This window comes from Stenotrophomonas sp. STEN225, assembly GCF_056756445.1.
Genome location: NZ_JBRRBV010000026.1, coordinates 1 through 24,556 on the forward strand (window position 1 = coordinate 1; position 24,556 = coordinate 24,556).

The 24,556-nt window shown below is 65.2% G+C and carries 22 protein-coding genes; 9 read left to right on the forward strand and 13 right to left on the reverse strand.

Going from position 1 to position 24,556, the window contains the following annotated elements; genetic code table 11:
• The 10 genes from ACVOJ1_RS18135 to ACVOJ1_RS18180 form a co-directional block, all read right to left on the reverse strand.
• A partial coding sequence (locus ACVOJ1_RS18135) for a hypothetical protein (protein ID WP_346480740.1) occupies positions 1 to 198 on the reverse strand: 198 nt, incomplete at its 3' end.
• Between the two features lie 121 nt (positions 199 to 319).
• Positions 320 to 670: a hypothetical protein gene (locus ACVOJ1_RS18140; protein ID WP_053520392.1), complete on the reverse strand. Its 351-nt coding sequence runs from the start codon at positions 668 to 670 to the stop codon at positions 320 to 322.
• Positions 671 to 692: 22 nt separating this feature from the next.
• On the reverse strand, positions 693 to 3,446 hold the full coding sequence (tssH, locus tag ACVOJ1_RS18145) for a type VI secretion system ATPase TssH (protein ID WP_346480741.1): 2,754 nt from the start codon (positions 3,444 to 3,446) through the stop codon (positions 693 to 695).
• Between the two features lie 66 nt (positions 3,447 to 3,512).
• The gene (tssG, locus tag ACVOJ1_RS18150) at positions 3,513 to 4,604 is read right to left on the reverse strand and encodes a type VI secretion system baseplate subunit TssG (RefSeq protein ID WP_053520394.1); all 1,092 of its coding nucleotides are present in this window, start codon (positions 4,602 to 4,604) and stop codon (positions 3,513 to 3,515) included.
• Positions 4,568 to 6,403, reverse strand: a complete 1,836-nt coding sequence (gene tssF / locus ACVOJ1_RS18155) for a type VI secretion system baseplate subunit TssF (RefSeq protein ID WP_053520395.1) — start codon at positions 6,401 to 6,403, stop codon at positions 4,568 to 4,570. The genes tssG and tssF overlap by 37 nt, the downstream gene beginning before the upstream one ends.
• Positions 6,403 to 6,891: a type VI secretion system baseplate subunit TssE gene (tssE, locus tag ACVOJ1_RS18160; RefSeq protein ID WP_180877011.1), complete on the reverse strand. Its 489-nt coding sequence runs from the start codon at positions 6,889 to 6,891 to the stop codon at positions 6,403 to 6,405. The genes tssF and tssE overlap by 1 nt, the downstream gene beginning before the upstream one ends.
• Before the next feature lie 126 nt (positions 6,892 to 7,017).
• Positions 7,018 to 7,515 (reverse strand): Hcp family type VI secretion system effector, encoded by a 498-nt coding sequence (locus ACVOJ1_RS18165; RefSeq protein WP_006465355.1) that lies wholly within the window; start codon positions 7,513 to 7,515, stop codon positions 7,018 to 7,020.
• Between the two features lie 146 nt (positions 7,516 to 7,661).
• A complete protein-coding gene (gene tssC / locus ACVOJ1_RS18170; RefSeq protein WP_262218810.1) occupies positions 7,662 to 9,152 on the reverse strand; it encodes a type VI secretion system contractile sheath large subunit in 1,491 nt (496 codons plus the stop codon).
• A 3-nt stretch (positions 9,153 to 9,155) separates the two neighbouring features.
• Entirely contained in the window at positions 9,156 to 9,656 is a 501-nt protein-coding gene (gene tssB / locus ACVOJ1_RS18175) for a type VI secretion system contractile sheath small subunit (RefSeq protein WP_053517620.1), read from the reverse strand.
• Positions 9,657 to 9,686: 30 nt separating this feature from the next.
• Positions 9,687 to 10,307 carry a tetratricopeptide repeat protein gene (locus ACVOJ1_RS18180; protein WP_180877009.1) on the reverse strand — a complete coding sequence of 207 codons (621 nt, stop codon included), beginning with the start codon at positions 10,305 to 10,307 and terminating at the stop codon, positions 9,687 to 9,689.
• A 238-nt stretch (positions 10,308 to 10,545) separates the two neighbouring features.
• Between ACVOJ1_RS18180 and tssJ the strand changes: the two genes are divergently transcribed.
• From tssJ to ACVOJ1_RS18225, 9 genes are all read left to right on the forward strand, one after another.
• Positions 10,546 to 11,169 carry a type VI secretion system lipoprotein TssJ gene (gene tssJ, locus ACVOJ1_RS18185; protein WP_053517622.1) on the forward strand — a complete coding sequence of 208 codons (624 nt, stop codon included), beginning with the start codon at positions 10,546 to 10,548 and terminating at the stop codon, positions 11,167 to 11,169.
• A 215-nt stretch (positions 11,170 to 11,384) separates the two neighbouring features.
• Positions 11,385 to 12,719, forward strand: a complete 1,335-nt coding sequence (tssK, locus tag ACVOJ1_RS18190) for a type VI secretion system baseplate subunit TssK (RefSeq protein ID WP_053517623.1) — start codon at positions 11,385 to 11,387, stop codon at positions 12,717 to 12,719.
• Complete coding sequence (gene icmH / locus ACVOJ1_RS18195) at positions 12,719 to 13,510, forward strand: type IVB secretion system protein IcmH/DotU (protein WP_065175286.1); 792 nt, start codon at positions 12,719 to 12,721, stop codon at positions 13,508 to 13,510. Before tssK ends, icmH begins: the two co-directional genes overlap by 1 nt.
• 10 nt (positions 13,511 to 13,520) lie before the next feature.
• Positions 13,521 to 16,388 (forward strand): type VI secretion system Vgr family protein, encoded by a 2,868-nt coding sequence (locus ACVOJ1_RS18200; RefSeq protein ID WP_262218811.1) that lies wholly within the window; start codon positions 13,521 to 13,523, stop codon positions 16,386 to 16,388.
• Positions 16,385 to 16,897 carry a hypothetical protein gene (locus tag ACVOJ1_RS18205; protein ID WP_346480742.1) on the forward strand — a complete coding sequence of 171 codons (513 nt, stop codon included), beginning with the start codon at positions 16,385 to 16,387 and terminating at the stop codon, positions 16,895 to 16,897. Before ACVOJ1_RS18200 ends, ACVOJ1_RS18205 begins: the two co-directional genes overlap by 4 nt.
• An 11-nt stretch (positions 16,898 to 16,908) precedes the next feature.
• Positions 16,909 to 18,792, forward strand: coding sequence for a TIGR02594 family protein (locus tag ACVOJ1_RS18210; protein ID WP_346480743.1), 1,884 nt, complete (start codon positions 16,909 to 16,911; stop codon positions 18,790 to 18,792).
• A gap of 16 nt (positions 18,793 to 18,808) precedes the next feature.
• On the forward strand, positions 18,809 to 19,510 hold the full coding sequence (locus ACVOJ1_RS18215; protein WP_065175287.1) for a M949_RS01915 family surface polysaccharide biosynthesis protein: 702 nt from the start codon (positions 18,809 to 18,811) through the stop codon (positions 19,508 to 19,510).
• Positions 19,507 to 20,076: a hypothetical protein gene (locus ACVOJ1_RS18220; protein ID WP_346480744.1), complete on the forward strand. Its 570-nt coding sequence runs from the start codon at positions 19,507 to 19,509 to the stop codon at positions 20,074 to 20,076. The genes ACVOJ1_RS18215 and ACVOJ1_RS18220 overlap by 4 nt, the downstream gene beginning before the upstream one ends.
• A gap of 225 nt (positions 20,077 to 20,301) precedes the next feature.
• Entirely contained in the window at positions 20,302 to 20,607 is a 306-nt protein-coding gene (locus ACVOJ1_RS18225) for an I78 family peptidase inhibitor (RefSeq protein WP_053517630.1), read from the forward strand.
• A 116-nt stretch (positions 20,608 to 20,723) separates the two neighbouring features.
• On the opposite strand, the gene ACVOJ1_RS18230 is transcribed toward ACVOJ1_RS18225, so the two are convergent.
• The 3 genes from ACVOJ1_RS18230 to lldD all read right to left on the reverse strand — a co-directional run bounded on the left by ACVOJ1_RS18230 (position 20,724) and on the right by lldD (position 24,556).
• Positions 20,724 to 21,608, reverse strand: a complete 885-nt coding sequence (locus ACVOJ1_RS18230; protein ID WP_262100778.1) for a hypothetical protein — start codon at positions 21,606 to 21,608, stop codon at positions 20,724 to 20,726.
• A gap of 111 nt (positions 21,609 to 21,719) precedes the next feature.
• A complete protein-coding gene (dld, locus tag ACVOJ1_RS18235) occupies positions 21,720 to 23,420 on the reverse strand; it encodes a D-lactate dehydrogenase (RefSeq protein ID WP_180876995.1) in 1,701 nt (566 codons plus the stop codon).
• The gene (lldD, locus tag ACVOJ1_RS18240) at positions 23,417 to 24,556 is read right to left on the reverse strand and encodes an FMN-dependent L-lactate dehydrogenase LldD (RefSeq protein WP_340045116.1); all 1,140 of its coding nucleotides are present in this window, start codon (positions 24,554 to 24,556) and stop codon (positions 23,417 to 23,419) included. The genes dld and lldD overlap by 4 nt, the downstream gene beginning before the upstream one ends.

Sequence of the window (24,556 nt, forward strand, 5' to 3'; positions counted from 1 at the left end):
CAGCGGGCCCAGCGGCAGGCCCGCATCCAGCGACAGCGCCGTGATCGTCCACTGGAAACCGATGCCGTCGATCTGTTCGACGCCATCCAGCGTTTCGGCCACCAGCACGTCGCTCCCCAGCGAGGTGTGCAGCCGCAGGAAGCGCTGTGCATGCGATGGGCCGGCCAGCGCTGCCCGCAGGTTGTTTACCAGGTCCATGGTGATTCCCCGACTTCCCGTGCTTCAAGGTGGTCTGCATGCGGCGTGCGCATCGGCTTCCTCCGGTTCCCGCTTCCGCGTGGCCTCCGCCCCTGTGCGGGGCGACAGGCTCACACGATCATCAGGCGGCCTGGACGATTTCTTCCAGCTGCAGGCGGACGCCTTCGCTGATCTTCAGGCGGTAATCGCGTCCACCGGCCGTGATCTGCAGTTCGCGCACGTTGCTCACCAGCTGCGGCTTGCCCACGACCGGGGCATCCATGTGGATGCGCCAGGAACCGCGGCTGATCTGCGCGGCCACGTTGCGGGCATCCTGGCGGGCAGCGGGCACCGCGGTCTCCAGCAGCTCGATCACATGTTCGGGGCGCAGCCGGTTCCAGGCACGCACACGGTCCAGCTCACGGCCAAGGCCGAGTTCCAGGCTGTCACAGTGGTTGAGAGCCGCTTCGCGGTCGAATCCATAGAATTCCATTGCCTTCTCCATTTGCTCAGTGTCAAGACACTTTGTATTTGAAGTCACCCTTCTTGCCGGCGGTGACCTTGATGGCGTTGATCCGGTTCCCCTCGGCCATCGCCGCCAGCACGCTCTCGGCGATTTCCGGCAGCAAGGTTCCATTGAGGATGTGGTCAACGTTGCGGGCACCTGAGTCCACTTCGGTGCAACGCGCAAGCACGGCCTCCACCAGACTGTCGTCCCAGCTGAAGGTGGCCTTGTGGTTGGCAATGACGCGGTCGCGGATGCGACCGAGCTTGAGCGTGATGATCCGCGCAAGCACGTCATCGTTGATCGGGTAGTACGGTACGACCTTGAGGCGGCCGAGGAAGGCCGGCTTGAAGCTGCGCATCAGCACCGGGCGCAGCGCGTCGGCGAGCGCGTCGGCCGCCGGAATCTCCTCGGCCGGCTTGTTCAGGCAGGCCTGCATGATCTGCGAGGAGCCGATGTTGGAGGTCAGGATGATGAGGGTATTGCGGAAGTCGATTTCGCGGCCTTCCGCATCATCCATCACGCCCTTGTCGAACACCTGGAAGAACATCTCCAGCACGTCGGGATGGGCTTTCTCCACCTCGTCAAGCAGCACCACGCTGTAAGGGTTGCGGCGCACGGCTTCGGTCAGCACGCCGCCTTCGCCATAACCGACGTAGCCCGGCGGCGAGCCTTTCAGCCCGGACACGCTGTGCGCTTCCTGGTATTCGCTCATGTTGATGGTGATCAGCTTGCGCTCACCACCATAGAGAATGTCAGCCAACGCCAGCGCGGTCTCGGTCTTGCCGACACCGGAGGGGCCGACGAACATGAAGACACCGCGTGGCTTGTTCGGGTCTTCCAGTTTGGCCGTGGCGGTGCGCACGCGCTGGGCGATCGCATCCAGCGCGTGGTCCTGTCCGATCACGCGCTCGACCAGCAGGTTTCCGAGCGTGCGCACGGTACGGATCTCGTCCTTGACCATGCGGCCAAGCGGCACGCCGGTCCATGCCGACACGATCTCCGCGACCACGGTTCCGTCGACCTGCAGCGGGACCATCGGCGTCTCGCCCTGCAACTCGCGCAGCTCGGCCTGCAGTCGCGACAGTTCAGCATGCTGCGGCGACAGTTCCGGCTTGGCCTTGCCGCGCTTGGTGGCCGGCTTGGCCACGGCGACGTCGCCCTCACCGTCATCGCTGGGCGCTTCGCCATCGGCCGCCTGGGCCTGGCCCTGCTCCATCTGCTGGCGCAGCGCGGCAATGCGGCCTGCCAGTTCGCGCTCGCGGGTGAGGCGCTCCTCATTGCTGGCCAGCACCGCCTGCGCTTCCGCCTGCTGGGCATGCAGCTCGTCCAGGCGCTCGCTGTGCTGTGCACTGCCCCCTGCGGTTTCGCGCTGCAGCGCGCTGATTTCCGCCTGCAGGCGATCCAGGTGCTTGCGGGTGTCTTCGATGATCGCAGGCGTGGCGCTCTGTCCAAGCGCGACCTTCGCGCAGGCGGTATCCAGCACGCTGACAGCCTTGTCCGGCAGCTGGCGGCCACTGATGTAACGGTGCGACAGACGCACGGCTTCGGTCACCGCTTCGTCCAGAACGCGGATGTTGAAGTGCGACTCCATCAACCCGACCATGCCGCGCAGCATCGCTGCGGCCAGCACTTCACTGGGCTCTTCAACCTTGACCACCTGGAAGCGGCGGGCCAGCGCCGCGTCCTTCTCGAAGTACTTCTTGTACTCGCTCCAGGTGGTCGCCGCGATCGTGCGCAGCTCACCGCGGGCCAGCGCCGGCTTGAGCAGGTTCGCCGCATCGTTCTGGCCGGCGGTGCCCCCGGCACCGATCATCGTATGCGCTTCATCGATGAACAGGATGATCGGATGCGGGCTCTTCTTGACCTCGTCGATCACGTTCTTCAGGCGGTTCTCGAACTCGCCCTTGACGCTGGCACCCGCTTGCAGCAGCCCCATGTCCAGCGTGTGCAGCTCGACACCCTGCAACACCTCCGGCACGTCCTTGTCGGCAATGCGCCGGGCAAGCCCTTCGACCACGGCGGTCTTGCCCACACCGGCTTCGCCGGTGAGGATCGGGTTGTTCTGGCGGCGACGCATCAGGATGTCGATCACCTGGCGGATCTCGCCATCACGGCCGATCACCGGATCGATCTTGCCCTCACGGGCGCGCTGGGTCAGGTTGGTGGTGAACTGGTCCAGCGCCGGCGTCTTGGACAGGCCACCCTTGGCCTCGCCGGACACGGCATCCTCGCCCTCACCGCCCTCGTCCTTCGCCGAGGCATCGGCGAAGCGGACGGTCTGCACCGCCTCCTGCGAGCCCTCGGTGAGCTTGGCGAAGTCGTGCTTGAGCTCTTCGCGCTTGAAACGCACGAACAGCTTCGAGCCACGGTAGGCCAACTGCGCCAGGTCCGGCTCGGTCAACAGCGCCAGCAGCAGATGGCCGCTACGGATGCGGGTGGTTTCCGAGTCCAGCGAGGCGATCAGCCAGGCGTGCTCGAACAGCTTGGGAATGTGCTGGGAAAACACCGGCGTGCGGCCGTTGCCGGTCTTGAACTGACTGATCTCATCGTTGAGATCACGCTCCAGCGATTCCGGCAGGATGCCGCTGCGACGGGCAATCAACACGAAATCGCTCTGCGGCTGCTCGAGCAGGGCCAGGAACAGATGCTCCAGGTCCACCTCATAGTTGCCGCGGGCCATGCACAGGTTCGCGGCCCGCTCGGCCGCCTGGCGGCAGGTGTCGTCCAGCTTGCTGATCAGGGTCTTGAGGTTGATGCTCATGCGGAAACACGCACTCCTTGCTGGAACCGTTCGAGGACCGCAGGCACGGACGCCTGCGGCGGGTTGTCATTGCAGCGTGTGGATGCCATAGGTGGTGTCCTCACGCGATGTGGTCTGCGCCTGGGTGCACATGTAGCTGTCCCAGCCCAGCCGAGCGCCGCCGCCGCTGCCGAGGGCGCTGCCCTGCACATCCTCGGCGCGCAGCACCAGCCGCACTTCGTACTCGAGAACGCCGCCGGTCAACAACGACAACCACTTGGACAGGGCTTCGGCCGCACTGCCGCCCGGCAGGAAGGCGTCGAACTGATCGCGCCGCAGCGGCCCGATGCGCAGTCGCATGCGCAGGTCTCGCTGCCAGACGCGATCGCCAGCCAGGGCACTCGCCCCCAGCACCGCATTGGCCTGTCCCAGCCGCGTTGCCTGACCGGCGGGCACCCGGTACCACGCGCCGACAAACTGCTCCAGGTGCAACGGCACCTGGAAATAGTCCGACAGGATGCGCTGCATCAGCACGGCCGATACGGGGCGCTGGCGCACGGCACCGGCGTAATAGGCAACGGCCTGATCGAAGATCTCGCCCTCGCCCTCGTGCAGGCGATCGCGCAGCTCGCTCATGCCCATGCCGAGCAGCGAGAGCACCAGCGGCAGGAAGCGCTCGCGGCGATCCAGTTCGTACTGCAGCGCCAGCCGATGCTTCTTCCACGCCGCGTAGTGCAGCGATACAGCGCGTGTGGAGAAGATGTCCAGGAACGCGCGCGCGGTGCGGTCGCGCTGGTACAACTCCCGCAGCTGCAGGGTCTCGGTGTAATGCAGCGGCAATGCGCCAGCGGTGCCCAGCAGGCCCATGAACTGCGGAGTCAGGTGGACCTCGGCCAGTTCCTCGCCGTGCAGCGCCTGCTCGATGGCCTCGCGCCCCTCCAGCCGCTCGCCCTTCAGCGAGTAGACCTCACCCTCCGCGGACAACTCGGTGGCCGGGAAGCCCAGCGACAGCGAGTTGCGGAAGCGCACGCGCATCGGCACGGCCTGGCCGGGCTTGACGCCTTGCCGCTGGAACACCTGCTCAAGCAACCGCACCGCCTGGAAGAACTGGAAGCGGTGGGGCTCGGTGAGCAGCTGCTGGGCTACGCCAGGATCGATTCGCCGCTGCGCGCTGGGCATCGGACGATCTCCTCCCCGCTGTCGCCGGAAACCAGCACCAGACGGGTAAAGCTGTTGGCATGCACGTAAAGTGCGAAGAAGTGGTCCATCACCTGGGCAAAGGCGGCCACACCGGTACCCACGAAGTGGGCTTCATTGATCGTCAGGCGGATCTCCAGGCCACGCACCACCGAAGCGAACTGGCGACCATGCATCCAGGTGGTGGTCGGGGTCTGCTGCAGCTCAAGGATGCCGTCGATCTGGCGAGCGGAAACATTGCTGCCGGACAGGTCGTACAGGCGCAGCATCTCCTTCAGCGCTGGCAGGCCGCTGGCGGTCAGTGACAGCTGGTTCAACGACAGGTGCGAGATCAGGCGCCACTGCGCATTGCGGCCATGGCGGAAACGCAGCGGTTTGGTCGGCTTGCGCAGCAGGCTGATCGCCCTGGCCGGGCTGCCGCCCTCGATGTTCAGGTCACCACCGGCCACACCGAACGCCAGCTGGTTGGGCAGATCGCGGTTGCTGCAGGTCAGCTCCAGGCTGACCGTGTCGGTCTGCGGAAGCACCGGATTGAATGACAGGTCGACGAAGCTGATCTCCGTCTCGAATCCGGGGCTCTGCCTTGCGACATCCTCGTCACGACGTGCCACCCAGTACTGACCGGTCCGCTCCGGATCTTCACCGTGATGCAGCGAGTAGAACGGACGGAAGGCCTGGATCAGTTCGCCCTGCGGTGTCTGCCGGATGCGGTGCACCGAGTCGATCGAGTGCACCTCGTAGGCGAAGGCGCGACGCGCGTCGGCCAGCACCGGATAGTTGACCGTGCGATGGGTGACGCGGATCGGCTCGCCACTGGTCCTGAAAAGGTTGACGATGGGGGTGCAGCCCAGGCGCACATTGTGCGTACCCAGTTCCTCCAGCACCATCGTGTTGCCCCGGTCCTGGCCCTGCGCATGCAGCACCAGGTGAAGCGTGAAACGACGGCTGGCGCCGGCGGTCACTGTGGGCAGGTGCAGATCGACGAATCCGAACTTCTCCGGATAGGCGAACAGCTCGGTCAGCAGCCGGTACGCCGGATGCGAGCGCGCCGGGAAGTCGATCAGCGCCTCATCCTCGGCAAAGCCCACCGGGCTCAGCGGGACCTTTTCCAGGCGTCGCCAGCGGCCATCGCCATCGGATTCGACATAGGCCGCCTTTACCCCGAGCATCAGCGCATCGCGCAGAGCGGCCCGCACCGACGGCTCGCCATCCAGGAACAGGCGAAGCTGATCGGTGCCCAGCTGGCCGAAGCCGAGCTGATCGGACAGCAGCTGGAAGCCCAGCGAGATCTGGCCGCCGGTGCCCGCCGGCAGCGTCGTGGCCATCGGTGCATCGGCGACACTGCGGTAGACCACCTGCTGTACCCCGACCGGTGCCAGGACCACGTCGTAGGCGGTGCGGAAATCACACGGAACGCCACGCACGGGGCGGCTCTGCAGGGCGGTACCGCGGGGTACGCGCACCGGCGCGCTCAGTTTGGAGGCTACCCCTTCCATGTCGAAGTGGGCGATCGAGCACGACGGGAATGGGCGTAGGTAATGTGGATAGAGCACATCCAGCAGCGCGTCGGTGAACTCGGGATAGTCGTCCTCGATGCGCTTGGAAACGCGGGCACTGAGCAGCGCGAACGCTTCGATCAGCCGCTCGACATGCGGGTCCTGGCTGCCCTCCGCGGACAGTTGCAGGCGGCCGGCAATCTTCGGGTAACGCTCGGCGAACTCGCGTCCGTAACGACGGAGATAGGCCAGTTCGCGTTCGTAATAAGGAAGCAGGTCCTGCATCAGCCGGCCTGCGTGCGACGTGCGCGGGTGACCTGGTACTGCAGGGTCGAGGGCTGCAGCATCGCGTCGAAGCTGACCGGCTCGCGCGCCGGTTCCAGATCCAGCAGCGCATGGATGGTGAAGTGCAGGCCGCCGGCAAACTGATTGCCGGCGTCCAGGTGCACGTTGACGTTGCGGAGCCGGCGCTCGTGTCGCGCCACGGCCTGCTCCAGGGAGCGGCAGATGGCGGCGCGATCATAAGCGTTGGCCAGGCTCATCGCGGAGAAATCGGCCAGCCCGTAGGTCAGCAGCGACTGCCGGCAGTTGGGGAACTCCTTCATGTCGCCTTCCTGGAACGCGGCGCGCGAATTCAGCAGCCCTTCCAGGTCACGGGCAATGGATTCCTTGTACTGCTCCAGCGAGACGGACTTGAATACCGGCCCGGCGCCCGGCTGCTTGGGGGCGTCGTCGAACAGTTTTTCCAGCAGGCTGGGTTCGAGTCCCTTCATTGGTCGATCCACTCAGGTTCGGCATCCGTGCGGGCGGCAGCGGTGCGGCAGAGACAGGGCCGTTCCTGGCCCTGCCCGACGATCAGACTGCGATGGCGCACGAGGCGCCATCGCAGTGACACAACATCACACGGTGTAGTTCGGGATGTTCTTGGTTGCGCTCCACTGCGCCACGGTCTTGCCACCAACGCCGCCTTCCGGCTTCTGCTGCTGGTAAGTCCACTTGATGGCGCCGAAGCTCAGCTGAACAACTTCCTGCGGCATGCCTTCCTTGTCCACCGTCGTGGTGACGCGGTGGACCAGCACGTTCAGCAGCTCGACCGTGTAGTAATTGATCGCGTTGCCGTCCTTGTCGGCGCGCATGAACTGGATCTGCGCCTTCGGGAAGGTGGTGCCGTTGGAGGCGGCCTGGTTCAGGGCCGTGGAGGCGAGGTCGATCGACTTGGTGATTTCGATCGGGGACAGGTTCACGCGGGCAGCGGTGGTGCCGCCGGAGGTCGACGCGGTGGCCGAACGCGGCTGCAACAGGTCCTGCGAGAACGACTGGATTTCAATCCAGTCCTTGTGCTTGTCGTCGTGCGACTCGCCCTTGATGGTGTCAATCGAGAGGAAAGCGTGCTGCATATCTGGTCTCCTAAATTCCGTTCTTCCGTGAGATTTGATGTGCCAGGCGGGGGCCTGGCGGTTAAGGGGGGCTGCGCCCTCTTGAAATAAGCGTCACTGCAATCCGGGGAGCGGACTCCCCTGGACGCTTCAGTTACAGCAAACCGTTACGACTTTTTCGCGGACGCCGGCAGTTCGGCGACCAGACGCAACGAAACAGACAGCTCATCGAGCTGGAAATGCGGCCTGATGAAGGCCACCGCGCGGTAGACACCAGGCTTGCCCGGCACCTCCGAAACCTGCACAGATGCCTCGCGCAACGGGAACTGGGCCTTGGCTTCCTGCGATGCGTTGTCGTCCAGCAGCACGTACTGGGCGATCCATCGGTTCAGGAATTCCTCGACGTTGCCCGCCGATGCGAAGCTGCCGATCTTCTCGCGCATCATCGCCTTGAGGTAATGGGCGATGCGCGACACCGCGAAAATGTACTGCAGCTGGGCAGACAGGATCGCGTTGGCGTTGGCCGAATCGGTGTTGTACTTCTTCGGCTTCTGTGCCGACTGTGCGCCGAAGAACGCGGCGTAGTCGGTGTTCTTGCAGTGCACCAGCGGCATGAAGCCGAGGTCACTGAGTTCCTTTTCACGACGGTCGGTGATGGCCACTTCCGTCGGGCACTTCAGCGCGACTTCGCCATCATCGGTGCGGAAGGTATGGGTCGGCAGGTCCTCGACCAGGCCGCCACCTTCCACGCCACGGATTGCCGCGCACCAGCCGAAGTTCTCGAAGGCCTGGGTCAGGCGCGCACCCATCGCATAGGCGGTGTTGCACCACAGGAACTTGCTGTGGTCGGCCGCTTCGATCTCCTCGACGAAGTTGAAGCCTTCGACGGTGGTGCCATCCTTCGGGTTGTAGGGCAGACGACCGAGGAAGCGCGGCATGGTCAGACCGACATAGCGGCTGTCCTCACTCTCGCGGAACGACTTCCACTTCGCGTACTCGACCGTGTCGAACACCTTGGCCAGGTCGCGCGGCTTGCCCAGATCGGTGAAGGTTTCCAGGCCGAACATGCCTTCACTCGCTGCCGAAATGAACGGCGCGTGCGCGGCGGCAGCCACGTGCGACATCTGCTCGATGAAGTACATGTCCTCCGGCTGGCGGCCGAGGAAGTAGTCGCCGATCAGTGCGCCGAACGGCGCGCCACCGAAGGTGCCGAACTCTTCTTCGTAGACCTTCTTGAACAGCGCGCTCTGGTCGAAGTCGATGGCCGACTTGAAATCCTTCACCAGATCCTTCTGCGGCGAATTGAAGACCTTGATCTTCATGTTCGGGCCGGTGGAGGTCTGCTGGCACAGGTAATGCAGGCCTCGCCAGCTGCCTTCCAGCTTCTGGAACGGTTCGGCATGCATGACGGCGCTGAGCTGCTCGGAGATGATCCGGTCGATCTCGGCGATGCGCGCATCGAGGGTGAGGTTGAGGTTGTCGGAGACGACCACGGTGCCCTCCAGGACTTCCTTCGCCAGCGCGGCGATGATGTCCTTGGCGCGGTCATGCTCGGTCTTCGACTTGGCGACCTTGCTCTTCTCGACGATCTGGTCGAGCAGGCCGACGTCTTCGGCAACGGCGGCCTGCGTGGCCAACGGGCTGGCTTCGGCTGACATCGGTCAGTCCTCCTTGGTCACGCCGAGCTTCTTCAGCTGCTCGGTGTTGTTGAGCACATCGGTCAGCAGGTCTTCCAGCTTCTCGTTGCCGGCCAGCTTGTTGCGCAGGTCGGCGAGCTTGGTGCGCGACTCGAGCAGGCGCCGCAACGGCTCGATCTGCTGGACCACCGCCTCGGGACGGAAGTCATCGATGGAGTTGAACTTCAGCTCGACGCCGAATTCGCCGCCTTCGTCGCTGATCTTGTTCGGCACGCGATAGACCGCACGCGGGGCGATGCCTTCCATCACTTCGTCGAAGTTGTCCATGTCGACGCTGACGAACTTGCGATCCTTGACCTTGGGCAGCGGCTGCTCCGGGTTGCCGCTGAAATCGCCCATCACGCCGACCACGAACGGCAGTTCCTTCTGCTCGATCGCGTCACCCTTCTCGACATCGTAGGTGAGCTGGACGCGCGGCGGGCGGATCTTCTGCAGCCGCTTCTGGATGCTTTCCTTCTTGGCCATGTGTGTCTCCTGACTGGGGCCGGGTCCGGATCAGTTGCCGATGTTCTGGAACGGATCGGAGTTGTTCGAGCGGGCAGCGGGCTTGGCCGGCTGTGCAGCGGGCTGTGCGGCAGCGGCGGGCGCGGCGGCACGGCCGGCACGGGCGCGGCTGCGCGGCTTCGGCTTGGGCGCCGGATCGAGAATGGCATCACCCATGGTGTTGCGCAGGGTGGTAGCCAGGGTCTGCGCTTCCTTGCGGGCAGTATCGGAAGCCAGCGCGCCGCGCCCCTGCAGGCGGGTCAGCGACTGGTTGGCAATGCGGAAACCGGCCACCGTGATCACGCCATCGGCGACCAGATCGCTGGGATCGCGCTGCAGCACTTCCTCGGCAGCCACAATGGCGCGGGCATACTGGCCCTGGTCGAACTGCAGCTGAGCGATGCGCACCCACGGCTCCTTGCGCGTCGGATCGGCCTTCGCCGCTTCCTCGAATGCGCTGATGGCGGCATCCGCGCCACCGGTGGTGACCTGTGCTTCGGCATTGCTCAGCGTCGTTTCGAACGGCACGACCTCGGCCTTCTTCGGTGCCGATGAGCAGGCCGCCAGGCCCGACAGCAACATCAGCGCGAACATCGGCCGGTAGACAGCCTTCCCCATTGCCTTCACTTCCATAGTGATCCCTCGTCGAAATTAGTTCCTAAAGGAAGCCGAATCGCCGCCGATACACCGCACGGGATTCCTGCCCCTGTCGGCGGCAGTGTACATTCGCGAATACGCATCGGTATAGTGAATTTCGTCAAGAATGTGGCGGTTTTGATAGACACATTCTTCACATTCCAATGTGATATCCGCGAGCGAAATCCGTTGCATACGTGACTTTCACCCCGCCCTTCGAGCCCGCCGACTCCAGATGAATGCGCAACTCTCCTCATTTCGCCGCGTGATATCCGTCACGATTTTCTCCTTCATTGTTTCGGGTTCCCTTGCCGGTTGCGCCAGCGACAGCAAGCTCGGGAAAGCGATGGACAAGACGCTGCAGGCCGTCGGCATCCGCGAGGAAAAGCCGAAAGCGCCACCGACCGTCCCATTGCGCCTGTATGCCGGCACCAACCTCAATGCCGGCAACGACAAGCGGGCGAGTGCGGCGGTGGTCAAGGTCTACCACCTGCGCAGCCTGCAACGGTTCGAACAGGCGCCCTTCAACGCATTCCTGGACCAGGCCGGAGAGCAGGCCGCCCTCGGTGCCGACCTGCTGTCGGTCAATGAGGTGGTGCTGACCCCCGGGGCCCGGCAGGAATTGTCCGAGCAGCTGAGTGAAGGAAGTGCAGTGCTGGGCGTGGTCGCCCTGTTCCGCGCCCCCGCCGAGAACCGCTGGCGGCTCGCGTTCGACACCAAGGGCAAGACCCTGCCGCAGGACGGTGTGACCATCGGTGTCCACGCCTGTGCCCTGACCAGCGACAGCAAGGCCCTGCTCACACGACTTTCCGGCGATCCGGGCAGTCTTGCCTCGATCCGCTGTGCAGGCGCGAAATAGGACCGCGTCGGAATTCTGGCACTCAAATTGCCGCAATGCGATAGTATCTTCCGCGCAACGTTTGCCCCGCCGCAATCAATGTGCGATGTGATTCACACTTTCACAATGCAAGGCAGGGCCTTCGCCGCAGCGGAACGCGAGGACGGCGGAACCGGCCCCCAAGGGGCAACCTTTCAAGGTATTTCCAAGGATTGAATGTGGCTTATGTAAGCAGGATGTCGAAGGTTCTCTGGGGTGAAGGGCTGTTCCTGCGGCCCCAGCATTTCCAGCGCCAGGACGCGTATCACGAGGCACGGCTGCAGGATCTTTCGCAGACGCTGCACCCGTACGCGTGGGGCGCGCGCCGCGTGCGTTTCGACCCCCATGCCTTGTCCGGCGGCACGTTGAGGCCGCTCGATCTGTCGGCGGTGTTTCCCGATGGCGAAACCTACGATGCCCCCGCCCACGACAGCCTGCCGGACGCGGTGTCGCTGCAGGATCTGCCGCCTGGCGTGCAGTCCACGGTGATCTACCTGGCACTTCCGCTGCTGCGCGATGACGGCGCCAACTGCACCGATGCGGAAGGCACCGTGCTTGCGCGCTATCGGCAGGCCAACCGCGATACGCAGGACCTGTTCACCGATGCGGTGGAGGCCGAACTGGCCTACCTGAGCAAGGCGGTGAAGCTGCTTACCGACGACCAGCCCCGTGATGCCTATGCCACCGTGCCGGTGGCGCGTGTGCGCCGCACCTCCAGCGGCGGCTTCGAGCTGGACGATGAGTTCATCCCGCCCTGCGCGCAGCTGCAGGCCTCGCCGTTCCTGCATCGTGAACTGCGTGCGGTGCTCGATGCGCTGCAGGCCAAGGTCGATGCGCTGTACGGGCTGCATCGGCAGACGTCGCAGAACATCATCGAATTCCGCTCGGGCGACATCGCGTCGTTCTGGCTGCTGCATACGATCAACAGTTCCTTCAGCGCGCTGGCCCATCTGCTGCATCATCCGCAGCTGCATCCCGAGCGCCTGCACCAGGAACTGCTGCGCATGGCGGGCGCACTGCTGACCTTCTCCAACGCCTACCAGCTGGGCGACCTGCCGGTGTACCGCCACGACCAGCCGGAAGCTTCGTTCCGCAAGCTGCTGGAGATCGTGCGGGCACTGCTGGATACGGTGATCTCCACGCGCTACTTCAAGATCGCGCTGAACGAGGTCAAGCCGTCCTACCACCTCGGTCGGCTGGACTCGCAGCGGATCGACGGGAATGCCTCGTTCTACCTGTCCGTCTCCGCCTCGCTGCCGGCGCAGGAGCTGATCCAGAGCGTCCCGGTGCGCTTCAAGGTCGGCGCGCCGGACGACGTCGAGAAGTGCGTGCTGTCCGCACTGCCAGGCGTGAAGCTTACCCACGCCGCGCAGGTGCCGGCAGCGATCCCGGTGCGCCCGGGCAGCCATTACTTCGAATTTGATTCGCGCGGTGCGCTGTATGAGCGCATGCTCAAGGCGCAGTCGGTGATGATCTATGTGCCGGCCGGCATTGCCGAGCTGAAGATGGAACTTGTGGCGGTGACCTCATGATGAATTCCCCCCTGCCCCCGACCCCGGGCCCGATGCCGTCGCTGACCGCCAATGGCGCGATGGTCAATCCGACGCCGCAGGCGGCTAATCCGCAGAGCCTGCAGGATCTGATGTCCGACGGCTTCTACCTGCTGCTTCTGCTCAAGCGTGGCCAGTTGCCGCACGACGCAGAGGGCTTCGTGCAGACGGTGCAGAAGTTCCTCGATGGCGTCGAACGCAACGCGATGCGGCTTGGAGTGGCGTCCGAAGATGTCTACGCCGCCAAATACGCGTTCTGCGCCGCGGTGGATGAGGCGATCCTGTCGCAGCCGTCGCCGCTGCACGAAACCTGGGAACGCAATCCGCTGCAGTTGCGCCTGTTCGGCGAGCACCTCGCCGGCGAGCACTTCTTCGACCGGCTGGAAGAACTGCGCCGCCAGGGCGCGGCGCGCCTGCCGTCGCTGGAGGTCTATCACTACTGCCTGCTGATGGGCTTCGAGGGCAAGTACCGTATCGAAGGCACCGAGAAGCTGGGCTATCTGACCGCGCGCCTGGGTGACGAGATCGTCTACCTGAAGGGCAAGCGCCACGGCTTCGCCCCGCACGCGCTGCCGCCCGACAACGTGCGCCATGGCCTGCGCCGGGTCGTGCCGCTGTGGCTGCCGGCCGTGGTTGTCGGCTGCTTCGGCATCGTCGCGTTCTTCGGCATGCGCGCCTACCTCGGACACGAAACCCGTCAGCAGCTGGCCGCCTACAACGACGTGGTGCAGATGCCCGAGCGCACCGCCCACATTACGATCACCCTCCCATGAGCCTGACGATATGGACATCTCGCGCTCCACGCTGCTTGCTTCCCTCGCCTCGCTGTCGCATCGGGATCGCCTGATCCAGCTCAAGGGCCCTGACGAGGGCCTTGTGGTCGAGCGGTTTGAAGGCACCGAATCGGTGTGCGGTGACAACCGCCTGCAGATCGACTGCCTGGCCACCGATGCGTTCCTGGAACTGGAGCCGTGGCTGGAGCAGCCGCTGACCCTGCAGCTGCGCCAGGCCGATGGCGCGCTGCGGCAGTGGCACGGGCTGTGCACCGAGGCGGCGCAGCTGGGAAGCGACGGCGGGCTGGCCCGCTACCGGCTCACCCTCGAACCCTGGACCGCCCTGCTGCGCCTTCGCCGCAACGCAGTGATTTTCCAGGACCAGGACACCCGCGCGATCTGCGAGCAGATCTTCGCCGACTACCCGCAGGCCGCCTTCCGCTTCGACGTGCAGGCCCAGTTGCCGGCCCGCGCGATCACCACCCAGTACCGCGAAACCGACTGGGCCTTCGTCACCCGCCTGCTGTCCGAGGCTGGCCTGGCCTGGCGCATCGAGCAGGCGCAGGAGGGCGATGCCGCCCACACCCTGGTGGTGTTCGAGCCCGGCGCCGAACTGCCCGATGTGGGCCGCGTGCGTTTCCATCGCGCCGACATGGCCGAGAGCAGCGATGGCATCACTGCCTTCGCCGAACGCCAGCAGCTGGTGCCCAACGCCAGTACCGTCGCCAGCTGGCACAGCGAACAGGTCAACGCCGTGGCGGCGCAGTCCAGTGCCGATGCCGGCACCCTGCCCGCGCTGGAGGTCTATGTGCAGCCGCGTGCTGGTCGCTTCGCCCAGCCCGCCTGGGCCGACGCCGAAGCGCAGGCGCGGCTGGACGCACTGCGCGTTGGCCAGGTGCTGTACAGCGGCAGCGGCAGCGAGCGCCAGCTGGCCGCAGGCAGCACCTTCAGCCTGGCCCAGCATCCGCAGCATGAGGGCCAGTGCTTCCAGCTGCTGGCCGTGCAGCATGTCGCCGTCAACAATCTGGACCAGGGCATCGCCGAGCTGCTCGGCAGTACCGATCTGGAGCGCGGCGCCTACCGCAACGCCTTCCTCGCCACCGGCGCCGGAGTGCCGCTGCGCGCCCTGCCGCAGGACCGCCCCACCCTGCATGGCCCGCAGACCGCACGCGTGGTGGGTGTGGCCAATGCGGCCGTCAGCCCGAACCGCGAACACCAGGTGCGCATCCAGTTCGGCTGGCAGCGCGGCAGCCAGCCCAATCCGGGCGGTCTGACCGACACCGGCAGCGCCCAGACCGGCCATGCGCCCGGCGACCACACCAGCGGCAGCTGGGTGTCGGTGGCCGAATGGGTGGCCGGCCCGAACTGGGGCACGGCCTTCCTGCCGCGCATCGGCAGCGAAGTGCTGGTGGAATTCCTGCACGGTGACATCGACCAGCCGCGCGTCACCGGCCAGCTCTACAACGGTGAGGTCGCCCCACCCTTCGGCGGCGGCATCGATGAGAACGCGCGCCATCCCGGCGTACTCAGCGGCCTGCACACCCAGGCCCATGACGGCAGCGGCACCCAGCAATGGGTGATCGATGACACGCCGGGCCAGCTGCGTACGCGCCTGCACAGCTCGCTGGCCGACAGCCGGCTGGAGCTGGGCTACCTGATCGCGCACCAGAACACCGCCCGCGGCGCCCTGCGCGGCGAGGGCTTCGAGTTGGCCACGCAGGGCTGGGGCAACGTGCATGCGGCCGAAGGCCTGCTGCTGTCCGCCAGCGCGCAGGAGCGGGCCGCTTCCACGGTCATGGACAACGCCAGCGTGGTGGCGCAGCTCAAGGGCGCCGAGCGCAGCCTGGAGCAGATGCAGCAGACCCTGGCCCAGCAGCAGGTGCCCGGACTGGCCGAGTTCGAGCGCACAAAGCAGCTGCGCGAGCAGATCGATCCGCAGGCACAGGGACGCTACGAAGGCGAGGTCAACGGACAAAGCGCGATGAAGCCGGGCGGCGATGGCCGCAGCCCGGGTGACCAGCCGGTGGAGCGTCTGGCCAAGCCGCTGCTGCTGGCCGAAGCACCGCACCACATTGCCTGGACCACGCCAGCCAGCGCGGTGGCCTACGCCGGGCAGAACCTGCAGATGACGGTGCAGCAGGATCTGCACATCAGCGCAGGCGAGACCATCGCCACGGTGTCCGGCGAGCACGTCTCACTGTTCGCGCAGAGCGGCCCGCTGCGGGTGATCGCCGCCCAGGGCCCGGTCAGCCTGCAGGCCAACGATGGCGAACTGGAGCTGCTGAGCGACCAGGCACTGACCATCACCGCCACCGATGACCGCATCGATGTGCTGGCGCAGAGCAAAGTGGTGCTGCAGGCCGGCAGCAGCGCGATCACCCTGGAGGGCGGCAACATCACGTTCAGCTGCCCGGGCGAGTTCAAGGTGAAGGCGGGCGAGCATCCGTTCATGGGGGGGGGAAGTGATGCGCCGTCCATGCCGGTACTTCCCAGTGGGCTGTACTCGTTCAAGGAAAGCCTGCGCTTCGCGCTGGAAGGCGCCGATGTACTGGCCACGGAAATGGGGTGGAAGGACAAGGCCTACCGCATCTTCAACAACGAAGGCGAACAGGTCGCCAGCGGAACCATCGGTGAGGACGGTCGGTTGCCCCGCGTGATGGCCGATGGCCTGGGTCGGCCGCTGACCTTGGAGGTTGGCGATGACACCTGGGAAATGTTGGTGTCGGCGCCGGGCCGCCCACCCGAGAATGACGGCGACACACCCGACAGCGACGGCAGCGACCCCTTCCTCGGGAACCTGGACGCGGCCGATGCGACCGGCGCCCTGACGTCCGAACAGATCCTGGAACTGCTCAACGAACCCCCGTCATCAACATGATCATCCGACACTTCCTGCTGCTGCTCGCATTGTGCATGGGCTCCTCCGCCAACGCGCAGCAGTATTCGACCGGCAGCACTGACATCAAGACCACTCAAGGCACGTTGCGCGTGAATTCCGGGTATGTCAGTCATTCCAATGCCCACAGTTTCCATGTTTACAGCTTCCAGTACCGTCCGATTGCCAACGAAGCAGTGTGGAACCAGCTTCCGCTGCTCCCACGCAACGATGCGCCGCCGGTGGATTTCCTCGTAAAGGCGACGGCCACGGCTGACTTCCCGCTCCGCGATGCGCGTGTGCGGGTCGAGGCGGGCAAGGTGGTCCTCTACATCGCTGAGTTGGCCTTCAAGGACACGCCATACGACGACGACGCTGCCGTCGAGCTGAAACGCTACCTTCTCAAGCAGCAGCCCGACGAGGAGCGCTGGGTACTGGTGCTCGATTCCACCCGCCGTCTGCCCCAGGGCGTTGATGTCGCACAGGCCCTGAGCACGCTGACGCCCCGATAGGACGACACGGAATGCCTACCTACATCAGCGCGGTTTTCAACAAGGATACGCGCACTGTGGAGTTCACCGCCGACAACGGTGACAAGCTCATCCGCAGTGGCGGCTCGCTGGCTTGGCTGCTCAACAACCCCGGCAACCTGCGTCCAGGCGGAAAGTACGCCAAGATGATCGGCCAGGCCGATACGAAGAGCGGCAAGTTCGCCATTTTTCCTACGGCCGAGGATGGCCGCGCCGAGAAGCGCGCACTGCTGCGCCGCAAGTACAACGATATGACGTTGTACAACGCCATGCATACCTATGCGCCGGAATCGGAAAACGACACAGCGGCCTATCTGGCATACGTGCGCAAGCGATCTGGTGCCACCGACCAGACGGTCATCAAGGACATGACCGATGAGCAGTTCAACGGCATGATCGCTGCGATGGAGCAATATGAGGGCTTCAATGCAAAGCCTGAGACACGCAAGGAACGGATCGTGCACGCCACGCAGGTCACCTTGTCTGACGGCGCCCGACCGATGCCGGCAACGCCCGTGATCGTGCGTAGCAGCAATACGGGCGAGAAGAAGGTCACCACCAATGAGCACGGGGCGCTGCCGACATTCATCACCCGCCAGCCAGGAGAAGTGATAGAGCTCTTCCTTGAGGAATCAGGCAAGATTGGAAGCCGAATCGGCCAGTTTGCGCTTCAGCAGGCCTCAGCGTCCCTGGTATTTGCGCGCAACATGATGACGGTCGGCGGGAATTCGCAACCACACACTCCAACGCAGCCCAGCAAGGAGAAGCGCACACCGCTGCGCTACGTGGTGCAGCCAGGCGACACTCTCGCCTCGATCGCCAGCAGGTTCAAGACCTCAGTTGACGATCTGGTGAGCAACAACCATATCCGCAACCGCAACCGCATCTATCCCGGTCATGTGGTTTGGATCTACGGAAAGGCACCGGCTGACGCAGCCAACGACGGCGCCCCGGCGACTCCAACAAGGTCACGTCAAGCCAGCTACAGCGTTCGCTCCGGCGACACGCTGAGCCGAATTGCAGACCGCCATCACACCAGCGTCGATGCGCTGATGGCCGCCAATCCGTCGATCAGCAATGCCAATCGAATCAGTCCTGGCCAGAAAATCACGCTGCCTGTTGGGGTCGAAGCCGTGCCCCCATCAGCGGCCGGGTCTTCCGGGCGAGCGGGCAACAGCGGGAATCCGCAAACGTCTGATCGGCCCTCGCTGGTGAAGCCTCCGCCGGAAACACCTGCTGCTGCTGTGCGGCCGCCGGCGTCAGTACAGGCACGGGATACCCGAAGTCGCGATGGCGAAGGCCACCCAATCGCAATCATTCCGTTTTCGCAGAAGCGCGCACCTTGGGTGGAGCACGCCTATGCACAGGCGCGCAAATGGGCGGGCAAGAAAGAGGCTGAGATCAGCCGCACCATCAACTTCCATTCCGAACTCGGCTACGGGAAGCAGTTCACTACGCTGGCCGGAAGCTCCAACGCTTGGTGCGCATCGTTCGTGAACTGGTGCCTTCGCACGGCCGGATACGCTATATCATCTCCACACCCGTACCGTGCGCGTTCGTTCGCCGCCGACACCACGCGCTTCAGCCAGATCGACGAACCGGTGTTCGGCGCGGTCGCCCTGGTCGGTACGTCGCACGTAGGGTTCGTCTACGCCATGGACCGCGGTCGACCTGTGTTGCTGGGTGGCAACCAGAGCGACCAGATCAATTTTGTCCGCTTCAACCCTGCAACGCTGCGTTACTACGTGCCGAAAAGCTATCTGCCATTCGCGCAGAAGGAACTCAAGGAAACCAAACTCGATGAACTGGCAGCCACGGACCTCAACGCGGCGCTCGGCATTGTCGTGGCCAAAAAGGCTGGCGACAATACGCGCTGATCAGCTGCGACTTGCCGTGCTGGCCGTGCTTGCACTCGGTGCAGTCGGCTGCGGTGCGCCGTCCTCACCGGTTGCAGATGCAGCAGACGATGCCGCAACGAATGCACACGCACTTCCCGGGCAGGTTGAGGCCGTGCCCGCTGGTCGACTGGAGCTGTTGCCCGCCCTGGCAGATGCGGAACTGAAAGACCTCTACTCGGGCACGCTGCTGAAGCAAGTGGTGTTCAATGACATCGACGGGCCGGGCCTGCTGCTGCTTTCGCGCAGCGAGCAGACAGTGCCGGCGCAGGGCGATGAAGAGGCGATGGATCAGATCACGTTGCGTGCGGAGCTGTTCCGGCGCGCCGGACAAGCGGCTCCTTGGGCCTCGCGGTGGAGCGTGGAAGATCCGGTTCAATGCGAAGGTCTGGATCTGGAGGCCGGCTACTTCCTGGACCAGGTGACTGCAACGGACCTGGACAAGGATGGCCGCGCCGAGTTGACGCTGGCCAGCCACAGCTTCTGCGGCGGCGGCGTCGATCCGCAGCAGCTGCGCATTGGGCTTCGCCAGGGCGAGCAGTATTACGAAGTACGTGGTGAATCGCTGGTGGAGGTGGAAGGCGATGAACCCTTCGGCGGCGACCGGCAGGACGATCCCGCGCTGGCTTCGGCTGCGCCCGTGCTTCGCGCGCACGTAGACAAGGTGTGGGAGGCGATCAAGCGCGGAAGCTCACCGTGACGTCGTCACGATGCCAGCGCCAGCATCAGGCTCTCCTGCTGCTGGCGCTCTCCGCTGCCGCGGACGTCGCCATCGCGCGCACTCCGCCGCCCGGCTCGCTGCAACGCGCGTGTGCAACCGCCATCGATCACAGGATCGAACTGGTACCGGTGGAGGGGAAGCGCGTCAGTGCATGTCCACCGGGGAATGACGAGGACTGCCCATACAGCGGTCAGCAGGGAAAGACCTTCTTGAACGACACGCCCGATCTCAACAACGACGGGCGCGAGGACGCGATCCTCACCTACTTCGGCAGCAGCTACGGCGATGTCGATGTCGCCGATAAACTGATCCTTGCCCAGTGTGCGGATGGAACCTATATCCGTCTGTTGGAGGGCAGGTTCACGACATTGACGGCCCCTGTCGCGCCGCATGCTGCCTGGCCAGCACTGGACGCGACACGGGACTGTCCGACTGGGCAGAATGACACCATCCGTACCGGGAAGATCCAGCTGCAGTTCGACCCGGCGACGATGCGCTATCGCGGTCCAGCCGGCATTGACCTGATCCAGGTCTGCAGTGAATAGCGACAGATGCGACGCGAAACCGATAGGCCGAATGCCAGGATGATGCTGGGTTGACTCGCAACGTGCAGACGCGCTCCATGCGCTCCGCAGGCGTGAAGGGTCACGGCCAGGACGCGCCAACCTCGTCAGTGCCTGTGCTCCCGAGCCCCCTCCTTTGATCCAACGCATGCCGTCGCCACGGGCAGGGTGCTATGGTGGCGCCACCATCTCGCAGGAGCGCCGCTCATGACCCGTTTCCGTTCCGTCGGCCTTGCACTGGCCGCAGTCGCCACGCCGATGCTGCTCGCCGCCTGTGTGAGTACGCCCGGGCCGGAGGTGAAGGGCACCGGCCGCTGCGACGCCAGCCAGCTTGGCTGGGCAATCGGCCAGCCGGGCAATGAGGAGAACATGCGTCGTCTGTCGCGTGAGAGCGGCGCCGGCCTGGTCAACCCGATCGGCCCGACCACGATTACCACCAAGGATATCCGTCCGGATCGCCTGCGCGTCTACATGGACAAGGACAACATCATCACCGCAGCCCGCTGCGAGTAACCACCGCGCGGGCTTTTGTAGAGCCGAGCCCACGCTCGGCTGCCACTGAACAGCAGCCGAGCATGGGCTCGGCTCTACACAGAACGCGCGTCGGGCATGGGCCAGCGTGACAGGGCTCAGGGTTCGGTATAGCCCGCACAATCCGGCAGTGGCTGGTCGGGGTGAAAACGGCCCTCACTGAAACGGAAAAGACGCGAATAGCTGCACGCGGGATCCTGCTCGGTGCGCAGGTCCTTCGTCTTCAACGGCCCCTTCGCCAGCGAATCCTCGAAACGCGATGCACCTGCGGGGAAGCGGGTCGCCACCGTCTGGTAACGAAGCACCGGCATGCCCTGCACTGCCGGATCCAGCCCCAGCTTTGCCGAGAATCCATACTCATCGTGGCAGGCACCGGCACGCTGCCTGATGTCCTGCTCGCTGAAGCAGGCACGGATCATCGCGTTGCCCACCCACGGCACGGTCAGCACATCATCGTCCACCTGGATGCCATCCTGCAGGTGGCGCACGCGTGCCAGCTGCAGCGTCGATGCGTCTGCCCCACCGCCGGAGTACATCATGCTGAAGGTGACCGTGGCGCCTACCAGTACGTTCTGGCGGGCACGCGGCTGCGGGTCAATCACGTCCTCATCCGCGCCGACACCGGGTGCCAGGCGTACGATCCACGGCCACAGCTTCAGTTCGCTTTCCTGCGGCACGTCAATGCGGACGTGGTAGCTGTGCGGCTTGCCCTGGCCCGGCACCTTCTCAAGCACTTCCAGCACGGTGGGCCGCTTCCCCTCTTCGGCCACCGGTTGCACGCGTACGCACCAGTTGCCGTCCCGGGTGCACTCATAAAGTCCTGCCGGGCCTGCCTCCCGGGTGATCAGCACCTGCCCCAGCGGCTCCATCACATTGCCGGCCGCATCGCGCTGCTGTGGCAGGATCGAGCCCTGCGCCAACACCAGGATCGGGGCGGCCAGCAGTGCAGCACACACGGTCGTGCGGACAACGATGGGGGGCATGGGCGGCTCCTGCGGCTGGAATTCCGATGGTAACCGTTGCCCGGGTAGAGTCGAGCCATGCTCGACTGCTGCCTGCCGGGAAGTGCAGCCGAGCACGGGCTCGGCTCTACATCATCCGCAGTCGCAGCCACCCCAGCCCTTGGCCTTCGAAGTCTGCCCGATGCCCGGGTTGAAGGTGTTGCTCGGGTCCAACTGTCGGTAGAACCCAGCCAGCGCCGGCTTGGCCGGGTACAGGTGGCCAACGTTGTGCTCGGCCGGATACTCGGCCCCGCGCCGGTCGAGCAGTGCCCACATCGCGTGCTCGATCGCCATCGGATCTTCGCCCTTGCGTGCAATGTAGTCCTGGTGGAACACGTGGCACAGGAAGTGGCCGTAGTACAGTTTGTGCAGCAGGCGACTTTCGATGGCGGCGGGCAGCTGCTCGAACCAGTCTGCGTCGTCGCGACGCAATGCGATGTCGAGCGCGACGATGTCCTGCACCTGTTGGCGATGCACCTCGCGATAGCGCACTGCAGCACCGGCCACGGCAAAACGATGCAGGAAGGCCTTGCGCCCTTCTTCGGCCGTGCAGTGGAAATAGCCGCCTTCGTGCTCGGCGAAGAATTGCTGCAACCAGGCCTCGGTCTCCGCTGCATCCTGTGCGGAGACCTTCAGCAGCAGATGATGCTCGTAACGCTGCCGGAACTCGCCCATGCGCTGGGGCAGGTGCGAGGGCAACAGGCCGGTCAGCACCTGCATTACCCGGTCGGTCACGCCGCGCAGGCCCAGCCGCTCGAACCAGCCGTCAACCCTGCTCTTCAGTGCGAATGCCGCGGGCACCCGTGCGGTCCCGAGCCGGTCGATCAGCAGGAATGTGTCCTTTCCATAGCGCTCGCCGATATCGTAGGCGTCTCGGTGGATGTACTCACCGGCGATCGGCAGCCGATCGAAGCCGGTCAGCAGTTGGCGGCGGATGGCGGTGAAACTCCCGGTACGGTTGCTGCCGATGTAGAAGACCTCGGCGGGCTCCTTCTCAAACGTATCCAGGCGCACCGCGAACACCGCCAGTTTGCCGGCTGAACCCGCCGCTTCGTAGTGACGACTGGGATCGGCATTGAAGCGCGCCGGTGTATCGGCATCGACCCTGCGCACCTCGTCGGCGTAGCGCGGGTCGGACGCGGAACGGCCGTCGCCGTCGCTGACATCGGCGGCATCGTAGTCACCGGCCTGCAAGCGCTGCAGGATCTGCTCGGGCGTATCGCCCAGCGCGATGCCCAGGTGGTTGACCAGCTGCAACCGGCCCTGCGCATCAACCTGCGCATATAGCGCCAGCTCGGTATAGGCGGGGCCACGCCGCACCAGCGCACCGCCGGAGTTGTTGCAGATGCCGCCCAGCACCGAGGCGCCGATGCAGGACGAGCCGATCACCGAATGCGGCTCGCGCCCCAGCGGCGCCAGCGTCTGCTCCAGCCGGTCCAGGGTGGCGCCCGGCAGACACACCACCTGGCGGCCCTCGTTCAACAACTGGATGCCGGTCAAGCGCAGGGTGCTGACCAGCACGACCGGGCGCCCATAATCATTGCCATCCGGGGTCGAGCCGCCGGTCAGGCCGGTATTGGCGGCCTGCAGGATGATCGCTGCCCCACCCTGCACCGCCGCCTGCAGCACACGCCACAATTCCAGCAACGTGCCCGGACGCACCACGGCCAGCACCGCGCCGTCGCCGAAGCGATAGCCCCGGCGGAAGCGGCGGGTCGCCTTGTCGCGGGTCAGCACATGGCGGCTGCCGACAGCAGCACGCAGCTGCGACAGCATGGCCCCGTGGCCAGTCATGGCAGCCGCACCAGTGAATCTCGGCCGATGTCGGTAATGCGGTGTGCGCCGGTCAGCGTCATTGCCACGCGCATCTCCCTGGCGATCAGGTCCAGCAGGTTGGCCACGCCGGCCTCACCCTGCGCCGCGAGCGCATAGACGAAGGCCCGCCCCAGCAGCACGGTGTCAGCGCCCAGCGCCAGCATGCGCACCACGTCCAGTCCGGTGCGGATGCCGGAATCGGCGAGGATCTTCAGGTCGCCCTGTACCGCGTCAGCGATGGCCGGCAGCGCGCGTGCGGTGGACAGCACACCATCGAGCTGGCGCCCCCCGTGATTGGAGACCACGATGCCGTCGGCACCGAATGCAACCGCGTCGCGTGCGTCTTCCGGGTCGAGGATGCCCTTGATCACCATCGGTCCCTTCCAGAACTCGCGGATCCACTCCAGGTCCTTCCACGAAATGGATGGATCGAAGTTGCTGCCCAGCCAGCCGATATAGTCCTCCAGCCCGGTGGGGTTGCCGCGATAGGTGGAGATGTTGCCAAGATCGTGCGGACGTCCGAACAGACCCACGTCCCAGGCCCAGCGCGGATGGGTGATGGCCTGGCCGATGCGGCGCAGCGGAGCATTCGGACCGCTCATGCCGGAGTGCGCGTCTCGATAGCGCGCACCCGGTACCGGCATGTCCACGGTGAACACCAGCGTCGTAACGCCCGCCGCCTGGGCGCGCTCCAGGGCGTTGCGCATGAAGCCGCGATCGCGCAGCACGTACAGCTGGAACCACATCGACCGCTGGATCGCCGGGGCCACTTCCTCGATCGGGCACACCGACACGGTGGACAGGGTGAACGGAATGCCGCGGCTGTCAGCCGCCCGCGCCGCCTGCACTTCACCGCGGCGTGCATACATGCCGGTGAGGCCGACCGGCGCCAGTGCCACCGGCATCGCCAGCGTCTGGCCGAACAGCTCGGTCTCCAGGCTCAGGTCGGACATGTTGCGCAGGACGCGCTGGCGCAGCGCGATGTCGGACAGATCCGAAACGTTGCGCTTCAGCGTGTGCTCGGCATAGGCGCCGCCATCGATGTAGTGGAACAGGAACGGCGGCAGCCGGCGTTTGGCTGCGGCGCGGTAATCGGTGGAGGCGGAGATGATCAT

What these genes read in the sequence shown, in the direction of transcription:
- ACVOJ1_RS18140 (WP_053520392.1), bottom strand. Translation starts at nt 670, where the DNA reads ATGGAATTCTATGGATTCGACCGCGAAGCGGCTCTCAACCACTGTGAC.
- ACVOJ1_RS18205 (WP_346480742.1), top strand. Translation starts at nt 16,385, where the DNA reads ATGATCATCCGACACTTCCTGCTGCTGCTCGCATTGTGCATGGGCTCC.
- tssH (WP_346480741.1), bottom strand. Translation starts at nt 3,446, where the DNA reads ATGAGCATCAACCTCAAGACCCTGATCAGCAAGCTGGACGACACCTGC.
- ACVOJ1_RS18230 (WP_262100778.1), bottom strand. Translation starts at nt 21,608, where the DNA reads ATGCCCCCCATCGTTGTCCGCACGACCGTGTGTGCTGCACTGCTGGCC.
- ACVOJ1_RS18210 (WP_346480743.1), top strand. Translation starts at nt 16,909, where the DNA reads ATGCCTACCTACATCAGCGCGGTTTTCAACAAGGATACGCGCACTGTG.
- icmH (WP_065175286.1), top strand. Translation starts at nt 12,719, where the DNA reads ATGAATTCCCCCCTGCCCCCGACCCCGGGCCCGATGCCGTCGCTGACC.
- ACVOJ1_RS18180 (WP_180877009.1), bottom strand. Translation starts at nt 10,307, where the DNA reads ATGGAAGTGAAGGCAATGGGGAAGGCTGTCTACCGGCCGATGTTCGCG.
- ACVOJ1_RS18165 (WP_006465355.1), bottom strand. Translation starts at nt 7,515, where the DNA reads ATGCAGCACGCTTTCCTCTCGATTGACACCATCAAGGGCGAGTCGCAC.
- tssF (WP_053520395.1), bottom strand. Translation starts at nt 6,403, where the DNA reads ATGCAGGACCTGCTTCCTTATTACGAACGCGAACTGGCCTATCTCCGT.
- lldD (WP_340045116.1), bottom strand. Translation starts at nt 24,556, where the DNA reads ATGATCATCTCCGCCTCCACCGATTACCGCGCCGCAGCCAAACGCCGG.
- dld (WP_180876995.1), bottom strand. Translation starts at nt 23,420, where the DNA reads ATGACTGGCCACGGGGCCATGCTGTCGCAGCTGCGTGCTGCTGTCGGC.
- tssG (WP_053520394.1), bottom strand. Translation starts at nt 4,604, where the DNA reads ATGCCCAGCGCGCAGCGGCGAATCGATCCTGGCGTAGCCCAGCAGCTG.
- tssB (WP_053517620.1), bottom strand. Translation starts at nt 9,656, where the DNA reads ATGGCCAAGAAGGAAAGCATCCAGAAGCGGCTGCAGAAGATCCGCCCG.
- tssC (WP_262218810.1), bottom strand. Translation starts at nt 9,152, where the DNA reads ATGTCAGCCGAAGCCAGCCCGTTGGCCACGCAGGCCGCCGTTGCCGAA.
- tssK (WP_053517623.1), top strand. Translation starts at nt 11,385, where the DNA reads ATGTCGAAGGTTCTCTGGGGTGAAGGGCTGTTCCTGCGGCCCCAGCAT.
- ACVOJ1_RS18225 (WP_053517630.1), top strand. Translation starts at nt 20,302, where the DNA reads ATGACCCGTTTCCGTTCCGTCGGCCTTGCACTGGCCGCAGTCGCCACG.
- ACVOJ1_RS18200 (WP_262218811.1), top strand. Translation starts at nt 13,521, where the DNA reads ATGGACATCTCGCGCTCCACGCTGCTTGCTTCCCTCGCCTCGCTGTCG.
- tssE (WP_180877011.1), bottom strand. Translation starts at nt 6,891, where the DNA reads ATGAAGGGACTCGAACCCAGCCTGCTGGAAAAACTGTTCGACGACGCC.
- tssJ (WP_053517622.1), top strand. Translation starts at nt 10,546, where the DNA reads ATGAATGCGCAACTCTCCTCATTTCGCCGCGTGATATCCGTCACGATT.